The following is a 20,653-nucleotide window of genomic DNA, read 5'->3' on the forward strand; positions in this document are numbered from 1 at the left end:
ATAAAGGCAGGTCAGCTACGCTCCAAGGGTTAAACCTCGCGCCGGGGTGTTTCGCAGGTGCCGCTGGCGCCACAGGCGTAGGCGGCGAGCAAACTGCACAACAGGCTATTCATGGACATGACCGGCGCTCCAGTTGAAAGATGAAGGCCTGATGATAGGGCCGTGCCAGACGCCTGGCTGGTAGATTGTTTCGATTGGTGCCATAGCCCAAAAGTTGTATACAATTTTTGATTCGGGTCATAGGAACTTGCGAAGATTTCAGGCAGTCTTCTGTCCATTAGCACTTCTATTAACCCTGCCTTGGAGATTCACCATGTTTGCCAAACTTGTTGCGGTATCCCTGCTGACACTGGCCAGCAGTCAATTGATGGCTGCCGAGTGCAAGACAACTATCGACTCCACTGATCAGATGGCCTTCAGCAGCAAGGCCATTGAAGTCGACAAGAGCTGCAAGACCTTCACCGTTGAGCTGACCCACTCCGGCAGCCTGCCGAAAAACGTCATGGGCCATAACTGGGTACTGAGTAAAGAGGCTGACATGCAGCCGATTGCTACCGCGGGCATGGCCGCAGGTATCGACAAGAATTACCTGCCGGAAGGTGATGCGCGCGTCATCGCTCACACCAAAGTCATTGGTGCTGGTGAAACGGATTCGGTGACTTTTGACGTGTCGAAGCTGGCGGCTGGTGAAAGCTACGGCTTCTTCTGTTCGTTCCCTGGCCACATCGCGATGATGAAAGGAACGGTTACCCTGAAGTAATCGAATCGAGCTCATAAAAAAAGCGTCCGCTGGGGACGCTTTTTTTTGTGCCCGGCCTTTGACCGAGTCATCGTTCATCGCGGGCAAGCCACGCTCCCACAGGATTTGCGTCGTGCCCATTACCGGCGTCCGACACAAAACCTGTGGGAGCATGGCTTGCCAGCGATGGCGTCCGTAAGAACGCCACGTGAATCAAGGCGCAAACGGCATCACCCGCTTGTGATGAGTCTTCCTGTACGTGTCACAAATGATCTTGAACGCTTCCTCACGCACTGCCTCGCCGTGCAGGAACGCATCAATCTCGGCATAGGTCACGCCGTGTGACGCTTCATCCGGTTTACCCGGCGACAGGTCTTCCAGATCCGCGGTGGGGATTTTCTCTACCAGCGATTCCGGGGCACCGAAACTGCGAGCGATATCCCGAACCTGGTTTTTCACCAGTCCGCTCAACGGTGCCAGGTCGCAGGCGCCGTCACCGAACTTGGTGAAGAACCCCATCACTGCTTCCGCCGCGTGGTCAGTGCCAATCACCAGGCCGTGGGCGGCGCCCGCGATGGTGTACTGAGCGACCATGCGCATCCGCGCCTTGGTGTTGCCGAGGACGAAATCCACCGAGACAGCGTGCTTGCCTTCGAAGGCTGCGACTTCGTTGGCCAGGGATTTGACCGCCGGGCCGATGTTCACGGTGTGGCGCTCGTCCGGGGCGATGAAGTCCACCGAGGCCTGAGCGTCGTGCTCATCGAATTGAGTCTCATACGGCAGGCGCACCGCGATGAATTTGTAACTCTTGTCACCGGTGCGTTGGCGCAATTCGCGCATGGCGCGTTGGGCCAGCAGGCCGGCAGTCAGCGAGTCGACGCCACCGCTGATGCCCAGCACCAGGGCCTTGAGTCCGGAATTGACCAGGCAATCCTGAATGAAGCCAATCCGCCGGGCGATTTCGGCCTCCAGGGCTGCTTCGTCGGCAAACGGCGGTTGAACCTTGAGCTGCTCAGCAATCTCACGCTGTACGGCTTGCATGAACTCACTCCTTGCTAGATGTGCTTGAAAGGGCGGCAGGTACTTTGAAAACGTGTCGCAAATAGGCGACAAAGTTCGGGTCTTTGCAGTGAGTCTTGCCAGGCTCATCAGAAATCTTTGCGACGGGCTGGCCGTTGCAGGCGGTCATTTTAAACACGATGCTCATCGGTTCGACACCCGCAATATCACACGTCAGGTTGGTACCGATGCCAAAGCTGACATTGATCCGGCCCCGCAACGCCCGGAATACTTCCAGCGACTTGGGCAGCGTCAGGCTGTTGGAGAACACCAGCGTTTTGTTCATAGGGTCGATTCCGAGCTTGTGATAGTGGGCGATGGCTTTCTCGCCCCACAGCACCGGGTCACCCGAATCGTGGCGAAGACCGTCGAAAAGCTTGGCAAAAAACAGATCGAAATCGCCGAGGAAGGCATCTGTGGTGATGCAGTCGGTCAGGGCAATCCCCAGCAGGCCGCGGTATTCGCGCACCCAGCAGTCGAGCGCGGCAATCTGACTATCGATCAGCCGTGGACCGAGTTGCTGGTGGGCCATGATCCATTCGTGGGCCATCGTGCCCAGTGGTTTCATGTCCAATTCTCGGGACAGGTGCACGTTGCTGGTGCCGACGAAGCGTCCGGGGAAGTCGTGCTTGAGCACGTTCACCACTTCTTCCTGCACGCGATATGAAAAGCGACGGCGCGTGCCGAAATCGGCTACTTGCAACTCGGACAATTCGTCGCTGCTGGCGTTGTCGGTCAGCCAGTCGAACTTGCGGTAAAGCTGTTCGCGCGCCTGTTCCAGAACGATTTCCCGGTAGCGATAGCGGTTGCGCACTTCACTGACAATCGCCAGCAGCGGCACTTCAAACAGAATCACATGCAGCCACGGCCCACGCAGGCGGATAAACAGCTCGCCGTTTTCGATGGCAGTGTGGATGTAGCGCAGGTTGAAGCGAAACAGCCCGAGAAACCGCAGGAAGTCCGGCTTCAGAAAACTGATGCGCTCCAGAAAACTCAGTTGATCGGCGCTCAGGCTCAACTCTGCCAGACGCTCGATCTGGAAACGGATCTCGGCCAGATACGGGCGCAAATCTTCACCGTTGCGGCAACGAAACTCCCATTCGACCTCGACGTTCGGGTAGTTGTGCAGCACCGCCTGCATCATCGTCAGTTTGTAGAAGTCGGTGTCGAGCAGGTTCTGCACGATGCGATCGCCAAACACGCTCTCGCTCATAACGGGGTTCTCCGCATTGAATGGGGATAGTGGCGCATATCACAGGTAAAAATTGCCAGCGATTTTTTGGACAACGCAGATCCCTGTAGGAGCGGGCTTGCCCGCCAAGGCGTAATTCCAGTCAACATTGATGTTGAGTGTGGCGGCCTCTTCGCGAGCAGGCTCGCTCCCACAGGGATTGGGTGAGATTTTAGATTTGCGATCCATCCGGGCTATCAATCTGCTCCAGCATCCACTTCACAAAATCTCGCACTTTGGGCACTTCCGCCGAGTGCTCGGGATACGCCAAATAGTAGGCATCCGTGCTGGGCATTGCGTGTTTCCACGGTATGACCAATTTGCCGTCAGCCAATTCCTCTTCCACCAGAAACTTCGGCAACAGTGCCACGCCGCAGCCGACCTGGGCGGCGCGGATGCACATGTAGAAGGTTTCAAAACGCGGGCCGTGGTAGCTGTGTTCGGTGTGGTAGCCCTGACTGTCGAACCAATCGTGCCAGGCCTGAGGGCGGGAGGCGTTTTGCAGCAGGACCAGGTCGGTGAGTTGCGTTGGATCGGTGAATGGCGTGTCCGGCAGGCTACCCGGTGCGCAGACCGGCACCAGCTCTTCACCAAACAGCTTCAGGCATTCGGTGCCGGGTCGTGAGCTCTGGCCGAAGTAGAACGCCAGATCGCTGCGACCTTGCAATAAATCGTCGGCTTCCTGCTCGCTGCACAGGTCCAGATGGATCGATGGATGGCGCAAACGCCAGCCTTTCAGGCGCGGCACCAGCCAACGCGCACCGAACGTTGGCGGGGTCGAGACGCGCAAGACTTCGGTTTCACCGCCGTAGGAACGCAGGTAATGCGTCGACATCTCGACCTGGGTGAGGATTTTTCTGACTTCCACCAGGTACAAATCACCGGCCGGAGTCATTTGCAGGCGTCGGCGCACTCGGCGGAACAACAAGTGCTGCAACAATTCTTCAAGTTGCGCGACCTGTTTACTGACCGCGCTCTGGGTCAGGTTCAGCTCTTCGGCGGCCCGGGTGAAGCTCAAATGCCGGGTCACGGCCTCGAAACACTGCAGTGCGGTGATCGACGGCAGGTAACGTTTATTCAACATGGGCAGTCCTTTTTCTTGTTTCTTTCTTACCAGCAATTCGCAGCATGAATAAACGGAATGATATCTCTCTTAATCGTCGTTTGTTGGGTAACCTCCGGGGAGCTAAAACTACAGGTCTGATCAGCCGTGATGATTCCGGCTGCACCCTTTGTGTTTTTCGCTTGAGGAGTGACCCATGGTTGCCGCATTGCTTGATCGTCTTGGTGTAAACCCGGCCCTGTACCAGAACGGCAAAGTGCCGGTGCATTCGCCGATCGATGGCAGCCAGATTGCTGCCGTGAACTGGGAAGGCGCTGCTGAAGTCGAGCAGCACATCAGTCGTGCCGATCATGCGTTCGAATTGTGGCGCAAGGTCCCGGCGCCGCGCCGTGGCGAACTGGTGCGCCAATTGGGCGACATCCTGCGTGAATACAAGGCTGATCTCGGCGAGTTGGTGTCCTGGGAAGCGGGCAAGATCACTCAGGAAGGCTTGGGTGAAGTTCAGGAAATGATCGACATCTGCGATTTCGCGGTCGGTCTGTCCCGTCAGTTGTACGGTTTGACCATTGCGTCCGAGCGTCCAGGGCACCACATGCGCGAAACCTGGCACCCGCTGGGCGTCGTTGGCGTGATCAGTGCGTTCAACTTCCCGGTCGCGGTCTGGGCCTGGAACACCACGCTGGCGCTAGTCTGCGGCAACCCGGTGATCTGGAAACCGTCCGAGAAAACCCCGCTGACCGCGCTCGCCTGCCAGGCGCTGTTCGACCGTGTGCTGAAAAACTTCAGCGATGCTCCGCCACACCTGAGCCAAGTGATCATCGGCGGCCGTGACGCCGGCGAAGCACTGGTCGATGACCCGCGTGTCGCGCTGATCAGCGCCACCGGCAGCACCCGCATGGGCCGCGAAGTGGCGCCGAAAATCGCTGCACGTTTCGCTCGCAGCATTCTGGAACTGGGTGGCAACAACGCGATGATCCTCGGCCCAAGCGCCGATCTGGACATGGCCGTTCGCGCCATCCTGTTCAGCGCCGTCGGCACCGCCGGTCAGCGTTGCACCACGCTGCGTCGTCTGATCGCGCACGAATCGGTTAAGGACGAGATCGTCACCCGCCTGAAAGCCGCCTATTCCAAAGTGCGCATAGGCCATCCGCTGGAAGGCAACCTGATTGGTCCGCTGATCGACAAACACAGCTTCGAAAACATGCAGGACGCGCTGGAGCAGGCCTTGAGCGAAGGCGGCCGAGTGTTCGGCGGCAAGCGCCAACTGGAAGACAAATTCCCTAATGCTTACTACGTCGCGCCGGCCATTGTTGAAATGCCGGAGCAGAGCGACGTGGTGTGCCACGAAACCTTCGCACCGATTCTGTACGTGATCGGTTACAAGGATTTCGACGAAGCCCTGCGCCTGAACAACGCCGTACCACAAGGCCTGTCGTCCTGCATCTTCACCACCGATGTGCGTGAAGCCGAGCAATTCATGTCGGCGGTCGGCAGCGACTGTGGCATTGCCAACGTCAACATCGGCCCGAGCGGCGCAGAAATCGGTGGTGCGTTTGGTGGCGAAAAAGAAACCGGTGGGGGGCGTGAATCGGGCTCCGATGCATGGCGCGGGTACATGCGTCGCCAGACCAATACCGTGAACTACTCGCTGGAGCTGCCGTTGGCTCAGGGCATCACGTTCGACTGATGGTCCCCTTCGCTGGGAAGCCAGCTCCTACAGGGCATTGCAAACTTCTGTAGGAGCTGGCTTGCCAGCGAAGCTCTTGTTGTTTGTTAGGTTTCTGTTGGAGTCTGGCAATGCCGTTACGCGAAGAGTGTCTGTGGGAAAAACTGACGCCGCAAAGGCCCGACAACGCGGCGCTCAAGGGTGAAGTGACAGTCGATGTCTGCGTCATCGGCGCCGGGTTCACCGGTCTGTCGGCGGCGGTGCATCTGCTGGAACAAGGTAAATCGGTGTGTGTGCTGGAAGCTCATCGCGCCGGCCATGGTGGCTCGGGGCGCAATGTCGGATTGGTAAACGCCGGCATGTGGATTGCGCCGGACGACATCGAAGCCGGATTCGGCGAAGCAGTGGGCAGCCAGCTCAATCGCATGCTCGGCGCGGCACCGTCCCTGGTGTTCAGCCTTGTGGACAAGTACAACATCGATTGCCAATTACGCCGTGAAGGCACGCTGCACATGGCACATAACGGCCGTGGCGAAGCGGATTTGCGCAGTCGTGAAGAGCAATGGAAGCGTCGCGGAGCGCCGGTCGAGCTACTGACCGGCCAAGCCTGTGAGCAGGCGACGGGCACTAAAAAAATCGCCGCGGCGTTGCTGGATCGACGTGCCGGCACCCTCAATCCGATGGCCTATACCACCGGGCTGGCCAAAGCGGCCATTGGCCTGGGCGGCCAACTGTTTGATCATTCCCCGGTCACCCGACTCGAACGTCAGGGCCAACGTTGGTCGGTGCAGACCGCTCAGGGCTCGGTCATGGCCGAGAAAGTCGTGATCGCCTCCAATGCTTACACCGAAGGCGACTGGACTGAACTGCGGCGCAACTTCTTTCCCGGTTACTACTACCAAGTGGCGTCGGTCCCGCTGACCGAAGACGCCGCGCAACAGATTCTGCCCGGTGGCCAGGGTTCCTGGGACACCCGCCAGGTGCTCAGCAGTATTCGTCGCGACAAGGACGGGCGACTGTTGCTTGGCAGCCTCGGTAATGGCAATCAGAAGCCGGCCTGGTTCCTCAAAGCATGGGCCGACCGCGTTCAGCAGCACTATTTCCCCTACCTCAAACCGGTGGAGTGGGAGTGCACCTGGACCGGATGCATTGCGTTCACCCCGGATCATTTGATGCGTCTGTTCGAGCCAGCGCCCGGTTTAGTGGCCGTTACCGGTTACAACGGTCGTGGCGTGACGACGGGCACGGTAGTTGGCAAAGCCTTTGCCGATTATTTGTGTAACGGAAATCCTCAAGCTCTGCCGATACCTTTTGCTCCCATGCAGCCACTGGCGGGGGTAGGGTTGCGCAGTTGTCTTTATGAGGCTGGATTCTCGCTGTATCACGCAGGCCAGTGCCTGCGGATCGTTATCTGATTGTTGAAATTTATTGCTGGAAGCGGCGTTTTTCGGCGCAGCGTCTAGCCTGTCATGGTGCGGGTCGTAGCAGTCCCGCACCAGCAGTGTGCACTTCGGTGACGAACGGTGTTACAGGCTGGTTGCACGTCGTTTGACGCCGCGGTTGCAATGATGGCGCATGCGGGTTGCGCCTTTAAAAATAAATGGTTTTACCTTCCGCGGTTTAGACGGTTGCACGCCCAATGAAAATGGGAACAAAACAGTCGTAAAAACAATAAGGCAGCGACTTTTTTCAGAATAAAAAACCGATGGCACGGCCCTTGCTCTGAGCATTCAGAGAAATCGCAGTGCCAACTAAAAAAAAACCTTGGAGCACCACCTCATGTCCCAGACGTTTTACAAGAAAGGCTTTCTGGCCCTCGCAGTGGCAGCTGCGTTGGGTGTTTCTGCGTTTGCACAGGCTGATGTGAAAATCGGTGTGGCGGGCCCGATGACAGGCGCCAACGCGGCATTTGGCGAGCAGTACATGAAGGGTGCACAGGCTGCAGCCGACGCGGTCAACGCGTCGGGCGGCGTAAACGGGGAAAAAATCGTACTGGTCAAGGGCGATGACGCCTGCGAACCGAAACAGGCTGTGACGGTCGCCAAGGACCTGACCAACCAGAAAGTCGCTGGTGTGGTCGGTCACTTCTGCTCTTCGTCGACCATCCCGGCCTCCGAGATCTACGACGAAGCGGGCATCATCGCAATCACCCCGGGCTCCACCAACCCGGCCGTTACCGAGCGCGGCCTGAGCGCCATGTTCCGTATGTGTGGGCGTGACGACCAGCAAGGCATCGTGGCCGGCGATTACATCGTCGACGTGCTCAAGGGCAAAAAAGTTGCCGTGCTGCACGACAAAGACACTTACGGCCAAGGCCTGGCTGATGCAACCAAGGCTCAACTGATCAAGCGCGGCGTAACGCCTGTTCTGTATGAAGGCCTGACTCGTGGCGAGAAAGACTTCAGCGCTGTGGTTACCAAAATCCGTGCGGCCGGTGCCGACGTGGTCTACTTCGGCGGTCTGCACCCGGAAGCTGGTCCACTGGTTAAACAACTGCGTACCGAAGGCCTGAAAGACGTGAAATTCATGTCCGATGACGGCATCGTGACCGACGAACTGGTGACCACCGCTGGCGGCCCTCAATACGTCGACGGCGTACTGATGACATTCGGCGCCGACCCACGCCTGCTGCCAGACAGCAAGACCGTGGTAGACGCATTCCGCAAGGCTGGCACCGAGCCTGAAGGCTACACCCTGTACGCCTACGCTTCGGTCCAGGCCCTGGCTGCAGCTTTCAATGGCGCCAAGTCCAACAAGGGCGAAGACGCTGCCAAATGGCTGAAAGCGCACCCGGTCAAAACCGTGATGGGCGAGAAGACCTGGGATGCCAAGGGCGACCTGAAAATCTCCGACTACGTGGTTTACCAGTGGGACAAGGACGGCAAATACCACCAGCTGGAAAAACAGAAGTAAGGGCTGACTCGATTGGCTGGCCACTGATCCCTTGTAGGAGCGGGCTTACCCGCGAATGCGCCAGATCAGCCGACATCAATGTTGGCTGATACACCGCTTTCGCTGGCAAGCCAGCTCCTACAGGGGGCGGTAGTGGTCTGCCTGATCGTGTCTCACATCGCTCCGACGTACATCTGTATTTTCCTTAGAAGAACCGCACACCCACAGGTGTGCAGGTTCTCATTGCGTGAGATTGCGTTATGGATGGTATTTTCCTGCAGCAACTGGTCAATGGCCTGACCCTCGGGTCGGTCTATGGCCTGATCGCCATCGGCTACACAATGGTCTATGGCATCATCGGCATGATCAACTTCGCCCATGGCGAGGTTTACATGATTTCTGCTTACCTGGCGGCGATCAGTCTGGCTCTGCTGGCATACTTCGGTATTGAATCCTTCCCTCTGTTGATGCTTGGCACACTGGTCTTCACCATCATCGTCACGGCGGTATATGGCTGGGTCATCGAGCGTGTCGCTTACAAACCATTGCGTAACTCCACCCGACTGGCACCGCTGATCAGCGCCATCGGTATTTCACTGATTCTGCAAAACTATGCACAGATCGCCCAAGGCGCGAAGCAACAGGGTGTTCCGACGCTGCTGACTGGTGCATGGCGCGTTGAAGTAGGCACTGGCTTCGTCCAGCTCACCTATACCAAGATCTTCATTCTGATCGCAGCGTTTGTCGGGATGGGCCTGCTGACCTACGTCATCAAGTACACCAAGCTCGGCCGCATGTGCCGCGCGACCCAGCAAGACCGCAAGATGGCCTCGATCCTTGGGATCAACACTGACCGCGTGATTTCCTACGTATTCATCATCGGTGCTGCGATGGCGGCTCTGGCCGGTGTGCTGATCACCATGAACTACGGCACGTTCGACTTCTACGCAGGTTTCGTCATTGGCATCAAAGCGTTCACCGCAGCGGTACTCGGCGGGATCGGCTCGCTGCCGGGGGCGATGCTTGGCGGGATCATTCTCGGGATTTCCGAGTCGCTGTTTTCCGGTCTGGTCAACTCCGACTACAAAGACGTTTTCAGCTTCTCGTTGCTGGTTCTCGTTCTGGTCTTTCGGCCTCAAGGCCTGCTCGGCCGTCCTCTTGTGTCGAAGGTGTAAGCGATGTCTTCAACCACTAAAAAAACCATTGATCTCAAACGAAGCCTGGTTGACGCGATTCTTGCCGGCCTTGTAGCGCTCATCGTATTTGGTCCGATTGTCGGCATCGTCCTCGACGGCTATGGCTTCAACCTGCAACCAACGCGAGTGGCGTGGATTGTCGCCATCGTCATGGCGGGCCGTTTTGCCCTGAGCCTGTTCTTGCAAACACCCAAGGGTCTGAAAATTCTCGAAGGGTTTGAAACCACCGGCTCCGGGGTTCATGTACTGCCGCCCGATTACAAAACCCGGTTGCGCTGGATCATCCCGCTGATGATCGTCATTGCCGTGGTCTTTCCGTTTTTCTCCAACTCCTACCTGTTGGGTGTGGTCATCCTCGGGTTGATCTACGTGCTGCTGGGTTTGGGGTTGAACATTGTGGTCGGCCTGGCCGGTCTGCTCGACTTGGGTTACGTGGCGTTCTATGCCATCGGCGCTTACGGTCTGGCACTCGGTTACCAGTACCTCGGCCTGGGCTTCTGGACGGTGCTGCCGCTGGCGGCGATCACTGCCGGACTTGCCGGTTGCATCCTCGGCTTCCCGGTGTTGCGTCTGCACGGTGACTATCTGGCGATCGTGACCCTGGGCTTTGGTGAAATCATCCGCTTGATCCTCAACAACTGGCTGTCGCTGACCGGTGGCCCGAACGGCATGCCAGCACCACTGCCAACGTTCTTCGGTCTGGAGTTCGGCAAGCGGGCGAAAGATGGTGGCATACCGTTCCACGAGTTCTTCGGCATTGCCTACAACCCCGACGTGAAGTACTACTTCATTTACGCGGTGTTGTTCATGGTTGTGCTGGCGGTGTTGTACATCAAGCATCGCTTGACCCGTATGCCGGTTGGCCGCGCCTGGGAAGCCTTGCGTGAAGACGAAATCGCCTGCCGCTCGATGGGCCTGAACCACGTGCTGGTGAAACTCTCGGCCTTCACTATCGGCGCGTCGACGGCCGGTTTGGCTGGCGTGTTCTTCGCCACCTATCAAGGCTTCGTCAACCCGACCTCGTTTACCTTCTTTGAATCGGCCCTGATCCTCGCCATCGTGGTACTCGGCGGCATGGGCTCGACCATCGGCGTGGTAATTGCAGCCTTCGTGCTGACCGTCGCCCCAGAGCTGCTGCGTGGCTTCGCGGAATACCGCGTGCTGCTGTTCGGCATCCTGATGGTCTTGATGATGATCTGGCGACCGCGCGGCCTGATTCGGATCAGCCGTACCGGTGTGACCCCGCGTAAAGGAGTAGCGCCATGAGCGAAGTCGTACTCTCGGTCGAGAAGCTGATGATGCACTTTGGCGGCATCAAGGCGCTGAGCGATGTCAGCCTGAAAGTGCATCGCAACTCGATTTTCGCCCTGATCGGCCCCAACGGCGCCGGCAAAACCACGGTGTTCAACTGCCTGACGGGGTTCTATAAGGCCTCGGGCGGCAAGATCGAACTCAACATCCGTGGGCAACAGACCAACGTCATCAAATTGCTGGGCGAATCGTTCAAACCAACCGATTTCGTTTCGCCGAAATCCTTCGCCAGTCGGCTGTTCTACAAGGCATTCGGCGGCACCCACCTGGTGAACCGTGCCGGCCTGGCACGGACCTTCCAGAACATTCGCCTGTTCAAGGAAATGTCGGTGCTGGAAAACCTGCTGGTGGCCCAGCATATGTGGGTCAACCGCAGCATGCTGGCCGGCATCCTCAATACCAAGGGCTACCGTAAGGCTGAAAGCGATGCGCTGGACCATGCCTTCTATTGGCTGGAAGTAGTGGACCTGGTGGATTGTGCCAACCGCCTGGCTGGTGAACTGTCCTACGGCCAACAACGTCGCCTGGAAATTGCCCGGGCAATGTGCACCCGTCCGCAGATTATCTGCCTCGACGAACCGGCCGCCGGACTCAACCCTCAGGAAACCGAAGCGCTGAGCGCGATGATCCGGCTGCTGCGTGACGAGCACGATCTGACCGTGGTGCTGATCGAACACGACATGGGCATGGTAATGAGTATTTCCGACCACATCGTGGTGCTGGACCACGGCATCGTGATCGCTGAAGGCGGACCGGAAGAAATCCGTCACGATCCAAAAGTGATTGCGGCCTACCTGGGCGCCGACGAAGAGGAGCTCGTATGACTAACGGAGCCATCCTCGAACTCAAGGAACTGGACGTGTTTTACGGGCCGATCCAGGCCCTGAAGAAAGTCTCGCTGCACATCAATGAAGGTGAAACAGTCAGCCTGATCGGCTCCAACGGTGCCGGCAAGTCGACCCTGCTGATGTCGATTTTCGGCCAACCGCGTGCGGCGGACGGGCAGATCATCTATCAGGGCGTGGATATCACCCATAAGTCGTCCCACTACATCGCGTCCAACGGTATCGCGCAATCGCCGGAAGGCCGGCGGGTGTTCCCCGACATGACCGTCGAGGAAAACCTGCTGATGGGCACCATCCCTATCGGTGACAAGTACGCCAAGGAAGACATGCAACGCATGTTCGAGCTGTTCCCGCGACTTGAAGAACGGCGCAACCAGCGGGCGATGACCATGTCCGGCGGCGAACAGCAAATGCTCGCCATCGCGCGGGCTCTGATGAGCCGGCCGAAACTGCTGTTGCTTGACGAGCCGAGCCTGGGGTTGGCGCCAATTGTGGTGAAACAGATCTTCGCGACCCTGCGGGAGCTGGCCAAGACCGGCATGACTATCTTCCTGGTGGAGCAGAACGCTAACCACGCCCTCAGGTTGTCGGACCGGGCCTACGTGATGGTCAACGGAGAGATTCGCCTCACAGGCACCGGTAAGGAGCTGCTGGTGAACGAGGAAGTACGCAACGCATATCTCGGCGGTCATTGAGTCTGCGTATTATGCACAAGCCCCGGCGCGCAATCGCCGGGGCTTTTTTATGTGGAAAGAGAAGTATTGGTTGAATTTCAAGTGTTCAAGCGCTGGTCCGCGCAAATCTGATATCAGAGAGTTAAATCATAAGTTGGCTCTAATTCACTATAGAAAGTTCAATATTAATTGCAGCCGCTATTGTTTGTTGTAGGTGCCATAGATGTGTACTAAAAATAGACTTGACGCTGCGGGAAAGCGTCTATACTCACCCGGCGTGTGCTTGTAATGACGCTACACTTAAGTTCTGTTTTTTGCGCAAATCAATGCATGATATGGCCTCTTATATAGAGAGGTGTTATCCAAGTCTGTGGAGACGCTTAAAATGACTCATAAGTTTTTTTGCAAAATGGCCCTTGCTAGCGTGATGCTCGCATCCGTCAGCGGTGTTTATGCCGCGTCGGCTAATCCCGATGATATGACGTGCAAGGAGTTCCTTGTAACGCCTCCGCTATCCCAAGCCACAATCGCACTTTGGTATTCAGTCGACGAAAATATCAATTCAAATGGGGGATCTTTCACTAAAGAAAAACTTAAAACAGAAATTCTTCCAGAATATGTAAAGCGGTGTAAAAAGAACCCAGAGAAAAAAGCTTCCAGTTTTACAGAGGAAATTAAGAAACTGTTCTGAGTGATGTCGTCATAAACCTGAGGCGCTTGTCGGTGTTTTAATGCCGGCGAGCGTTATTACCGTTTTGTGAGTCCGTTAGTTTGACGGACAGAGCTGGTTGAGTTTTTCGCTGGCCTGGTTCTCAAGAACAGATTGCTGGCCAGCGAATATCCCCCCACACAGCCTTCGTCATCCCGGATGTAATCAGGATGACGGATATAAATCGCCTCCTGATTGATTCCCAATTCATCACCATTCCCTGTGGGGTCAAACAGACTCGCTCAGGGGGCGCCGTGTGCATTCTTGAAATTGTGGAAAACAATATTCACAAGCTCTCAAAGCGCGACATAAAGCCGCTGTAAATAGTTGTTTCGTCACTGTTTTGACTTGTCCCCGTTTGCTGTGGAACTGGCTGTGAATAACGTGGGAGTAGCTGGCTGGACGCCTTTAAATACGGTGCTTGCGTCGGGGTGGATGTTTTTTGATCAGCCGTTTTTACGAGGCCGGAGGACGGCGTTGTCAACCTTTTTATTGGCGATAACAGCAGGGCGAAATGGGCAGTGACGGCCTGTGGATAAGTCTGTGGTTAAACTCTGGAAAGACTCGGCTAAGGGCCGTCGTTACTGGCTTGGCGCCATCGCTGGTTTACCGGGCCAATCGTGCAAAATGCATTGGGCTACACCGCACGCACGCGAGGGTCAAGCGAAAAACTTTCTAAACACCGCGCAAAGCCTTGTACACAGCGGCCTCCAGCATTTCCACTTGCCCCCGGAAACTGTGGACCGGCCTGTGGATAACGTGCGCGTACATGGCTGCAAGCCACGGGGCGTATGGTGTTGGCAGGGTTGGTTGTTTTTTGCACAGTGCTTGCGATGGTTGCCGCTGTGAGCAAGGCCGGGCATGCTGCCAGCTGACTTTCTATTCCAAGGGCTGTCTGTCAGCCGAAGCAAGGAGAACACGATGTCCAACACCCTGTTTATTACCGGCGCAACCTCCGGTTTTGGTGAAGCCTGTGCCCGCCGTTTTGCCGAGGCTGGCTGGAAACTGGTGCTGACAGGCCGTCGTGAAGAGCGCCTTACTGCTCTGTGCGCCGAGTTGTCGAAGCAGACCGAGGTGCATGGCCTGGTGCTCGACGTGCGTGATCGCAAAGCCATGGAAGAAGCGATTGCCAACCTGCCGCCGTCCTTCGCCAAGCTGCGCGGGCTGATTAACAATGCCGGCCTGGCACTCGGTGTGGACCCCGCGCCCAAGTGCGATCTCGATGATTGGGACACGATGGTCGATACCAACATCAAAGGCTTGATGTACAGCACCCGTCTGCTGCTGCCGCGCCTGATTGCTCATGGCCGTGGTGCCGGCATCGTTAACCTCGGCTCTATCGCCGGCAACTATCCTTACCCGGGCAGCCACGTGTATGGCGCGACCAAGGCATTCGTTAAACAGTTTTCGCTGAACTTGCGTTGCGACCTGCAAGGCACAGGCGTACGTGTCAGCAACATCGAGCCGGGCCTGTGTGAGAGCGAGTTCTCACTGGTGCGTTTCGCCGGTGACCAGGAGCGTTACAACGCGACGTACGCGGGAGCCGAGCCGATTCAGCCGCAAGACATCGCCGAGACCATTTTCTGGGTGCTTAACGCGCCGGCGCACATCAACATCAACAGCCTGGAGTTGATGCCGGTGAGTCAGACTTGGGCTGGTTTTTCTATTGAGCGTAATGCCAAGGCTTAAGACCGCGTAACGGCCATCGCGGGCAAGTCGAATCGTCGCACCGCCGGCTCCCACAGGTACAGTGTGATCCCTGTGGGAGCGGCGGTGCGACGATTCGACTTACCCGCGATAGCAATCTGTCAGTCAGCGCAGATAGTCGACCAGCCCGCGATAGCAGGTTGCCAAGTGATAAGGCGTCGTCGACGGCATGTCCTTGCGGCTGACCTCGCCTTGTTCATCGCGACACTCATACCAACCGCCCGCATGCAAAAAACGTTGCTGCAATGCCTGCAACTGGCGCTGCACAGAGGCTTTGCTGTTCGGTCGCAAGGTCAGGGCGCGCAGGTATTCGGCCTGAGCCCAGATGCGCTGGGTGGCATCCTTTGCTGAGCCATTCAGGTCAAGCATCGCCACAACTGCCCCTGTCTGAGGATCAACACCCATCTGCTCGGTCAGTGTAAATGCGCGTTCCAGCGAAGCATGCAGTATGGAACCGCGTAGCAACGACGAGGACTCCAGCAGGAAATACCACTCGAACTGATGCCCTGGTTCAAACCAGTTATCCACAGCCCCGAGCGGCTTTTCCATCAACACGTTCTGTTGCGGGTCGATGAAGCACTTCTGCATGGCTGTGCATAATTCGACGAGCTCTCGCTGCACGGCGGTATCTTCACGCACCGACAGGGTAGCGAGGAAGGCTTCGGCCAAGTGCATCAGCGGATTTTGCAGCGGCCCGGAATTCAGCGAGGACCAGTCATGGTCGAGGCTGGCTTCGTACAGGCCGTCGCCTGTCGCGAAACGCTGAGCGATCACTTCCAACGCTGCATTGAGCGCCGATTCCACCAACGGCTCGCGCACCTTGTCCCAGTAATGGGCGCAGGCAAACAGGATGAACGCGTGGGTATAGAGGTCTTTGCGTTGATCGAGCGGTGCGCCGTGCGGGTCGATGCTGTAGAACCAGCCGCCATGTTCAGCATCGTGGAAATGCTGCTGCAGGGACCGGAATAGCGCAGCAGCACGCTCTTCGGCAGTCGGAACCTGGCCAATCAGGCTGGAGAACACATACAGCTGCCGTGCACAGGCCATGGCCCGGTAGCGTTGAGGGGCCAGCGGTTGGTGTTCCGCATCCAATGCTTCATACGGCAGCGCCATGTCGGCATTCCAGCCGGGTCCTTGCCAGAGCGGCACGATCACGTCCTGGAAGTGCTGTAGCACCGAGGCGAACAGGGCGGTCAATTCAGGCTGGGGGGCGGAGCGGGAAACAGGCGGCATTGGCTGGCGTCGTCACGGCAGGGTTGATTGCGCGACATGTTAGCAGGCCTGAGAGGGGTGGTGTCTGTCAGGCCGCTTTCGCGAGCAAGCTCGGCTCCCACAGGAGTACGCATTCCACTGTGGGAGCCGAGCTTGCTCGCGATGAGGCCATCACAGGCGAAAAAAATCAGCCCGCCAATAACCACACGCCAGTTGCCGCCGACGCTGCACCCGCCAACCGAACCAGCGGAGCCGCCGCTTGAGGCAGCACCCGCACCACCGCATAACCCAACCCATGCAACGCCGCCGTCGCCGCCACAAACCCGGCTGCATACGCCCAAGGACTCGACATCTCCGGCAACTCCAAACCATGCGCCACACCATGGAGCAGCGCAAACAACGCCGTCGCCGCCACCGCCATGCTCAACGGCGGACGCACCGCCAGCGCCACCGCCAGACCCAGCGCCAGCACCGACGCAGCAATTGCGCCTTCCAGCGCCGGAATGTTCAGCCCTTCAAAGCCCAGCAGCCCGCCGATCAGCAGGGTGCCGACGAAGGTACACGGCAGCGCCCAGCGTGCCGGGCCTTTTTGCTGCGCCGCCCACAGGCCGACCGCAATCATCGCCAGCAAGTGATCGAGGCCGCCCATCGGGTGGCTGATGCCGGCGATCAAACCGTTGTCGCCATGACCCGGATGGGCGAAGGCGATAGCCGGGGTCAGCAGCAGGGCCACGGCCCCCAGAGTGCGTTTCAGTGTCATGGGTAAGCTTCCTTGTTGATAAGTCGTGTTCAGGCCGCTGTCAGCAGGCCCTGGCGTTCGATGAAGGCGATGATTTCCTCCAGGCCGAGACCGGTTTTCTGGTTGCTGAAGACAAACGGTTTGCCGTTGCGCATGCGTTTGGTGTCGCTGTCCATCATCTCCAGCGATGCCCCCACCAGCGGTGCGAGGTCGACTTTGTTGATCACCAGCAAATCGGATTTGCAGATACCGGGCCCGCCCTTGCGCGGCAGTTTGTCGCCGGCCGAAACGTCGATCACGTAGATGGTCAGGTCGGATAATTCCGGGCTGAATGTTGCTGACAGATTATCGCCACCGGACTCCACCAGAATCAGGTCCAGCCCCTGAAAGCGGCGGTTCAGTTGATCCACGGCTTCGAGGTTGATCGAGGCGTCTTCGCGGATCGCCGTGTGTGGACAGCCACCGGTTTCCACGCCGATGATGCGCTCGGGCGCCAGGGCTTCGTTGCGCACCAGAAAGTCGGCGTCTTCGCGGGTGTAGATGTCGTTGGTGACCACCGCCAGGTTATAGCGCTCGCGCAGGGCCAGGCACAGGGCCAGCGTCAGAGCGGTTTTACCGGAACCGACCGGGCCGCCGATGCCGACGCGCAGGGGTTGTGTGTTCATGTGGTTCTCCAAATTAAAAGGCCCTAGGAACGGAACAGGCGGCTGTACTGGCGCTCATGAGCCATGCACGCCAAGGACAGGCCAATAGCGACGCTGCCATAGTGATCGGGGTTGATTCGGGTGGCGTCCTGCTGGGCTTGTTGCAACAACGGCAGTAGCTCGCTGGTCAGGCGCTGAGCGGCCTGCTGGCCCAGTGGCAGGGTTTTCATCAGCACCGCCAATTGGTTTTCCAGCCAACTCCATAGCCAGGCGGCCAACGCGTCCTGTGGGCTGATACCCCAGGCCCGGGCGGCCAGCGCCCAGCCGAGGGACAGGTGCGGTTCCGGGCGTCGGTCGAGGAAGGCGCGGGCAGGTGCATCGAGTTCCGGTAGACCGTTAAGCAGTTGCTGCAACGAATAGCCCATCTGCCGGCTCTCTTGATGCAGCTCGCGGGTTTCCCGACTGGCCCGGTGTTCTTCGCAGCATTGCAGCAATTCGGCCCAATTTTCGTCAAAGGCCGCCACGCAATGGGCGAGCAACAGCGGCGCTTCGAACCGTGCAAGGTTCAGCAGCAACTGATCGCTGATCCAGCGTCGCGCGCCGCTTGCATCGCTCACGCGGCCGTTATCCACCGCCATTTCCAGACCTTGGGAATAGCTGTAGCCGCCAATCGGCAGTTGCGGACTGGCCAGACGCAGCAGCGCCCAGGCAGGGTTCATAGACGGACGCCGAACTGATGCAGTTTCGGCGGGTAGTTGAAGTCTTCGTCGCCATGCCGCGAATGGTGATGGCCGCCACCATAAGCGCCGTGTTCCGGCTGGAACGGGGCTTCTATGTTTTCGACCTTGGCCTCAAGCTGTTCGAGCATGGCTTTGAGGACATAATCGTCGAGCAAGCGTAGCCAGCCATCACCAATCTGCAGGGCGACATGACGGTTGCCGAGGTGATACGCCGCACGCGTCAGCTCGAAGGCATTGGCGCAGGTGACATGCAGCAATTGTTCGGGGCGGGCGCAGACGCGCACGATGCGCCCGTCTTCGGCTTGCAGGCATTCGCCGTCATACAGAGGCGGCTGACCGCGCTCCAAAAACAACCCGACGTCTTCATCTTCGGCACTGAAACAGCGCAAACGGCTTTTGCTCCGGGCTTCGAAGGTCAGGTGCAATTCGGCGGCCCAGACGGGTTGAGGGTCGACTCTGCGATGAATCACCAGCATCGGAAGGCTTCCAGCAATGGACAATGCTCAGGCTAGAGCAAGGGGCTTGCCAATCGGGCGATAGGTAGGAAATGCCTGTCGGAGCGTAGTGGGTGTTTCTGGATGTTGCAGGAAGTTGACTGAAATTGGTGCGGGGGCAGGGTGCGGTGCACCAATTTGCAGCGATGCAGTTCCCTGTGGGAGCGAGCTTGCTCGCGATGGCAGAGTATCAGTCACCCCAGACTTGACTGCGCTGACGCTATCGCGAGCAAGCTCGCTCCCACAGGGGATAGGGGATAGGGGGCTATTCGGTGCTGCCGAGGCCTTGCCAGTGTTTCAGGCCAATGAAGATGAAGCGCAGTTGCTGCGTGATCTTCGCTTGCGGCGTCAGATGCTCGGGCAGTGCTTCGGCTGGTGGATCAATGATGTCCGGCAGTGTCGCGAACACACTTTTTACAATCAGGTCCGCCATCACGCTCAATCCGGCAATGTCCAGATGTTGCAGTTTGGGCATCAACGACAAGTCAGCCGCCAGATCCGAGCTGATGTCTTCACGTAAACGCCCAATCGCCAATCGCACGGGCAGCGATCCGCCGTACTGTTCGCGGGCCAGAAACAGAAATTGCGAACGATTGGCCGATACTACGTCGAGAAAGATCCGCACCGACGCATCGATAATGCCGCCCATGACGAATTCGTTGTGGCGCACCAGGCGAATGGTTTCGCGGAAGGTCTGACCGACTTCGCTCACCAGCACCAGGCCCAGTTCATCCATATCGGCGAAATGCCGGTAGAAACCGGTGGGCACGATGCCGGCGGTTTTCGCCACTTCGCGCAGGCTCAGGCTGCCGAATCCTCGGCCGCATTCCATCAAATGGCGAGCAGCGTCCATCAGGGCGTTGCGGGTTTGTTGTTTCTGTTCGGCGCGGGGCAGCATCGCAAGGGTGTTTTCTGGACAGGACAGCGGCGCACTCTAGCAAATCGACTTCGCTGGCGTCGAACGACTATCGGGGGATCAGGCGGGAAAATGGAGCTTTATATAAGTCAAAAGCCCAATCCGGTGATTGGGCTTTTTTTCAGGGCGGCCATGGGGCTTAGCTCGTAGTGCCGTTGCGTTCGATCACACGGTCACCACCGCCTTCGGCAAGGGTTTGACCTTGGGGGGTACGGTCGGAGCCGCCTTCAGCCAGGGTTTGGCCTTGTGGGGTGCGGTCGGAGCCGCCTTCAGCCAGGGTTTGGCCTTGTGGGGTACGGTCGGAGCCGCCTTCAGCCAGAGTCTGGCCTTGTGGAGTGCGATCAGAACCGCCTTCGGCAAGCGTCTGACCTTGTGGAGTGCGGTCGGAACCATCTGCAGCGACGGTTTGGCTGAACGCCGAGTGGCTGTCTTTGACTTGCGGAGTGGCCTGATCAGGGGCTGGCAGAGCGAAAGCAGTGCTGGCTAGCATCGAGAGGGTCAGGCTAAGTAATAGTTGGCGTTTCATGATGGGTTGCTCCTTGGGGAGGCGGTAAAGTGGGTACAAGGGCAATGCTACTCTCGATAAATCGATATGAAAGTTCATAAGTGCAATGGTAATAATCAACAGAATTGATTGTTCTGCTGAAAGGCTCTAGAACAGGCGTTTTCGGCGAGGTTTTTTGCCTTGGAGTGGGTGGTTTTGACCCACTTGCGCCGCACAAAAGTGCGGAGTTGGTAACGCTGTCTGGAGTGAGCAGACTGACCGCGACCGATTATTTGAACGTTATGGGTGTTTCGGTTAAACCTGCGTGCCTT

General features: G+C 57.9%; 20 protein-coding genes. 10 read left to right on the plus strand and 10 right to left on the minus strand.

The genetic code is table 11. The annotated features are described in order from the left end of the window. The first annotated feature begins 313 nt into the window (after positions 1–313). Positions 314–760: an azurin gene (gene azu / locus AC3ISI_RS02760; RefSeq protein WP_489335371.1), complete on the plus strand. Its 447-nt coding sequence runs from the start codon at positions 314–316 to the stop codon at positions 758–760. Between the two features lie 192 nt (positions 761–952). Here the strand turns inward: azu and nadE are convergent, their stop codons facing one another. The 3 genes from nadE to AC3ISI_RS02775 all read right to left on the minus strand — a co-directional run bounded on the left by nadE (position 953) and on the right by AC3ISI_RS02775 (position 4,113). Beyond that, positions 953–1,780: an NAD(+) synthase gene (nadE, locus tag AC3ISI_RS02765; protein ID WP_489335372.1), complete on the minus strand. Its 828-nt coding sequence runs from the start codon at positions 1,778–1,780 to the stop codon at positions 953–955. A gap of 4 nt (positions 1,781–1,784) precedes the next feature. Next, positions 1,785–3,011, minus strand: coding sequence for a nicotinate phosphoribosyltransferase (gene pncB / locus AC3ISI_RS02770; RefSeq protein WP_489335373.1), 1,227 nt, complete (start codon positions 3,009–3,011; stop codon positions 1,785–1,787). 190 nt (positions 3,012–3,201) lie between these two features. Further along, complete coding sequence (locus AC3ISI_RS02775; RefSeq protein WP_489335374.1) at positions 3,202–4,113, minus strand: LysR family transcriptional regulator; 912 nt, start codon at positions 4,111–4,113, stop codon at positions 3,202–3,204. A gap of 175 nt (positions 4,114–4,288) precedes the next feature. On the opposite strand from AC3ISI_RS02775, the gene amaB reads away from it, so the two are divergent. The 9 genes from amaB (at position 4,289) to AC3ISI_RS02820 (ending at position 15,074) form a co-directional block, all read left to right on the plus strand. After that, entirely contained in the window at positions 4,289–5,779 is a 1,491-nt protein-coding gene (gene amaB, locus AC3ISI_RS02780) for an L-piperidine-6-carboxylate dehydrogenase (RefSeq protein ID WP_489335375.1), read from the plus strand. Between the two features lie 110 nt (positions 5,780–5,889). After that, complete coding sequence (gene amaA / locus AC3ISI_RS02785; protein WP_489335376.1) at positions 5,890–7,173, plus strand: L-pipecolate oxidase; 1,284 nt, start codon at positions 5,890–5,892, stop codon at positions 7,171–7,173. Between the two features lie 364 nt (positions 7,174–7,537). Continuing rightward, positions 7,538–8,671: a branched-chain amino acid ABC transporter substrate-binding protein gene (locus AC3ISI_RS02790; protein WP_489335377.1), complete on the plus strand. Its 1,134-nt coding sequence runs from the start codon at positions 7,538–7,540 to the stop codon at positions 8,669–8,671. Between the two features lie 239 nt (positions 8,672–8,910). Then, positions 8,911–9,825: an ABC transporter permease subunit gene (locus AC3ISI_RS02795; protein WP_489335378.1), complete on the plus strand. Its 915-nt coding sequence runs from the start codon at positions 8,911–8,913 to the stop codon at positions 9,823–9,825. A gap of 3 nt (positions 9,826–9,828) precedes the next feature. Then, the gene (gene livM / locus AC3ISI_RS02800; RefSeq protein ID WP_489335379.1) at positions 9,829–11,112 is read left to right on the plus strand and encodes a high-affinity branched-chain amino acid ABC transporter permease LivM; all 1,284 of its coding nucleotides are present in this window, start codon (positions 9,829–9,831) and stop codon (positions 11,110–11,112) included. Beyond that, the gene (locus AC3ISI_RS02805; RefSeq protein ID WP_489335380.1) at positions 11,109–11,981 is read left to right on the plus strand and encodes an ABC transporter ATP-binding protein; all 873 of its coding nucleotides are present in this window, start codon (positions 11,109–11,111) and stop codon (positions 11,979–11,981) included. The genes livM and AC3ISI_RS02805 overlap by 4 nt, the downstream gene beginning before the upstream one ends. After that, positions 11,978–12,697 (plus strand): ABC transporter ATP-binding protein, encoded by a 720-nt coding sequence (locus tag AC3ISI_RS02810; protein WP_489335381.1) that lies wholly within the window; start codon positions 11,978–11,980, stop codon positions 12,695–12,697. Before AC3ISI_RS02805 ends, AC3ISI_RS02810 begins: the two co-directional genes overlap by 4 nt. A 364-nt stretch (positions 12,698–13,061) precedes the next feature. Continuing rightward, on the plus strand, positions 13,062–13,367 hold the full coding sequence (locus AC3ISI_RS02815; protein WP_140669685.1) for an HdeA/HdeB family chaperone: 306 nt from the start codon (positions 13,062–13,064) through the stop codon (positions 13,365–13,367). A gap of 939 nt (positions 13,368–14,306) precedes the next feature. Continuing rightward, entirely contained in the window at positions 14,307–15,074 is a 768-nt protein-coding gene (locus tag AC3ISI_RS02820) for an SDR family oxidoreductase (protein WP_489335382.1), read from the plus strand. 123 nt (positions 15,075–15,197) lie between these two features. Here the strand turns inward: AC3ISI_RS02820 and AC3ISI_RS02825 are convergent, their stop codons facing one another. The 7 genes from AC3ISI_RS02825 to AC3ISI_RS02855 form a co-directional block, all read right to left on the minus strand. Continuing rightward, positions 15,198–16,325, minus strand: a complete 1,128-nt coding sequence (locus tag AC3ISI_RS02825; protein ID WP_489335383.1) for an AGE family epimerase/isomerase — start codon at positions 16,323–16,325, stop codon at positions 15,198–15,200. 166 nt (positions 16,326–16,491) lie between these two features. Next, the gene (locus tag AC3ISI_RS02830) at positions 16,492–17,064 is read right to left on the minus strand and encodes a HupE/UreJ family protein (protein WP_489335384.1); all 573 of its coding nucleotides are present in this window, start codon (positions 17,062–17,064) and stop codon (positions 16,492–16,494) included. Positions 17,065–17,093: 29 nt separating this feature from the next. Further along, positions 17,094–17,708: an urease accessory protein UreG gene (gene ureG, locus AC3ISI_RS02835; protein WP_489335385.1), complete on the minus strand. Its 615-nt coding sequence runs from the start codon at positions 17,706–17,708 to the stop codon at positions 17,094–17,096. Positions 17,709–17,731: 23 nt separating this feature from the next. Further along, positions 17,732–18,406 (minus strand): urease accessory protein UreF, encoded by a 675-nt coding sequence (locus tag AC3ISI_RS02840; protein ID WP_489335386.1) that lies wholly within the window; start codon positions 18,404–18,406, stop codon positions 17,732–17,734. Then, positions 18,403–18,903: an urease accessory protein UreE gene (gene ureE, locus AC3ISI_RS02845; protein ID WP_489335387.1), complete on the minus strand. Its 501-nt coding sequence runs from the start codon at positions 18,901–18,903 to the stop codon at positions 18,403–18,405. The genes AC3ISI_RS02840 and ureE overlap by 4 nt, the downstream gene beginning before the upstream one ends. A gap of 283 nt (positions 18,904–19,186) precedes the next feature. Beyond that, positions 19,187–19,819, minus strand: coding sequence for a TetR family transcriptional regulator (locus AC3ISI_RS02850; protein WP_027921952.1), 633 nt, complete (start codon positions 19,817–19,819; stop codon positions 19,187–19,189). Positions 19,820–19,976: 157 nt separating this feature from the next. After that, on the minus strand, positions 19,977–20,363 hold the full coding sequence (locus AC3ISI_RS02855; protein WP_489335388.1) for a hypothetical protein: 387 nt from the start codon (positions 20,361–20,363) through the stop codon (positions 19,977–19,979). Between the last annotated feature and the right edge of the window lie 290 nt (positions 20,364–20,653).

Source organism: Pseudomonas sp. GL_139_B (genome assembly GCF_057834475.1).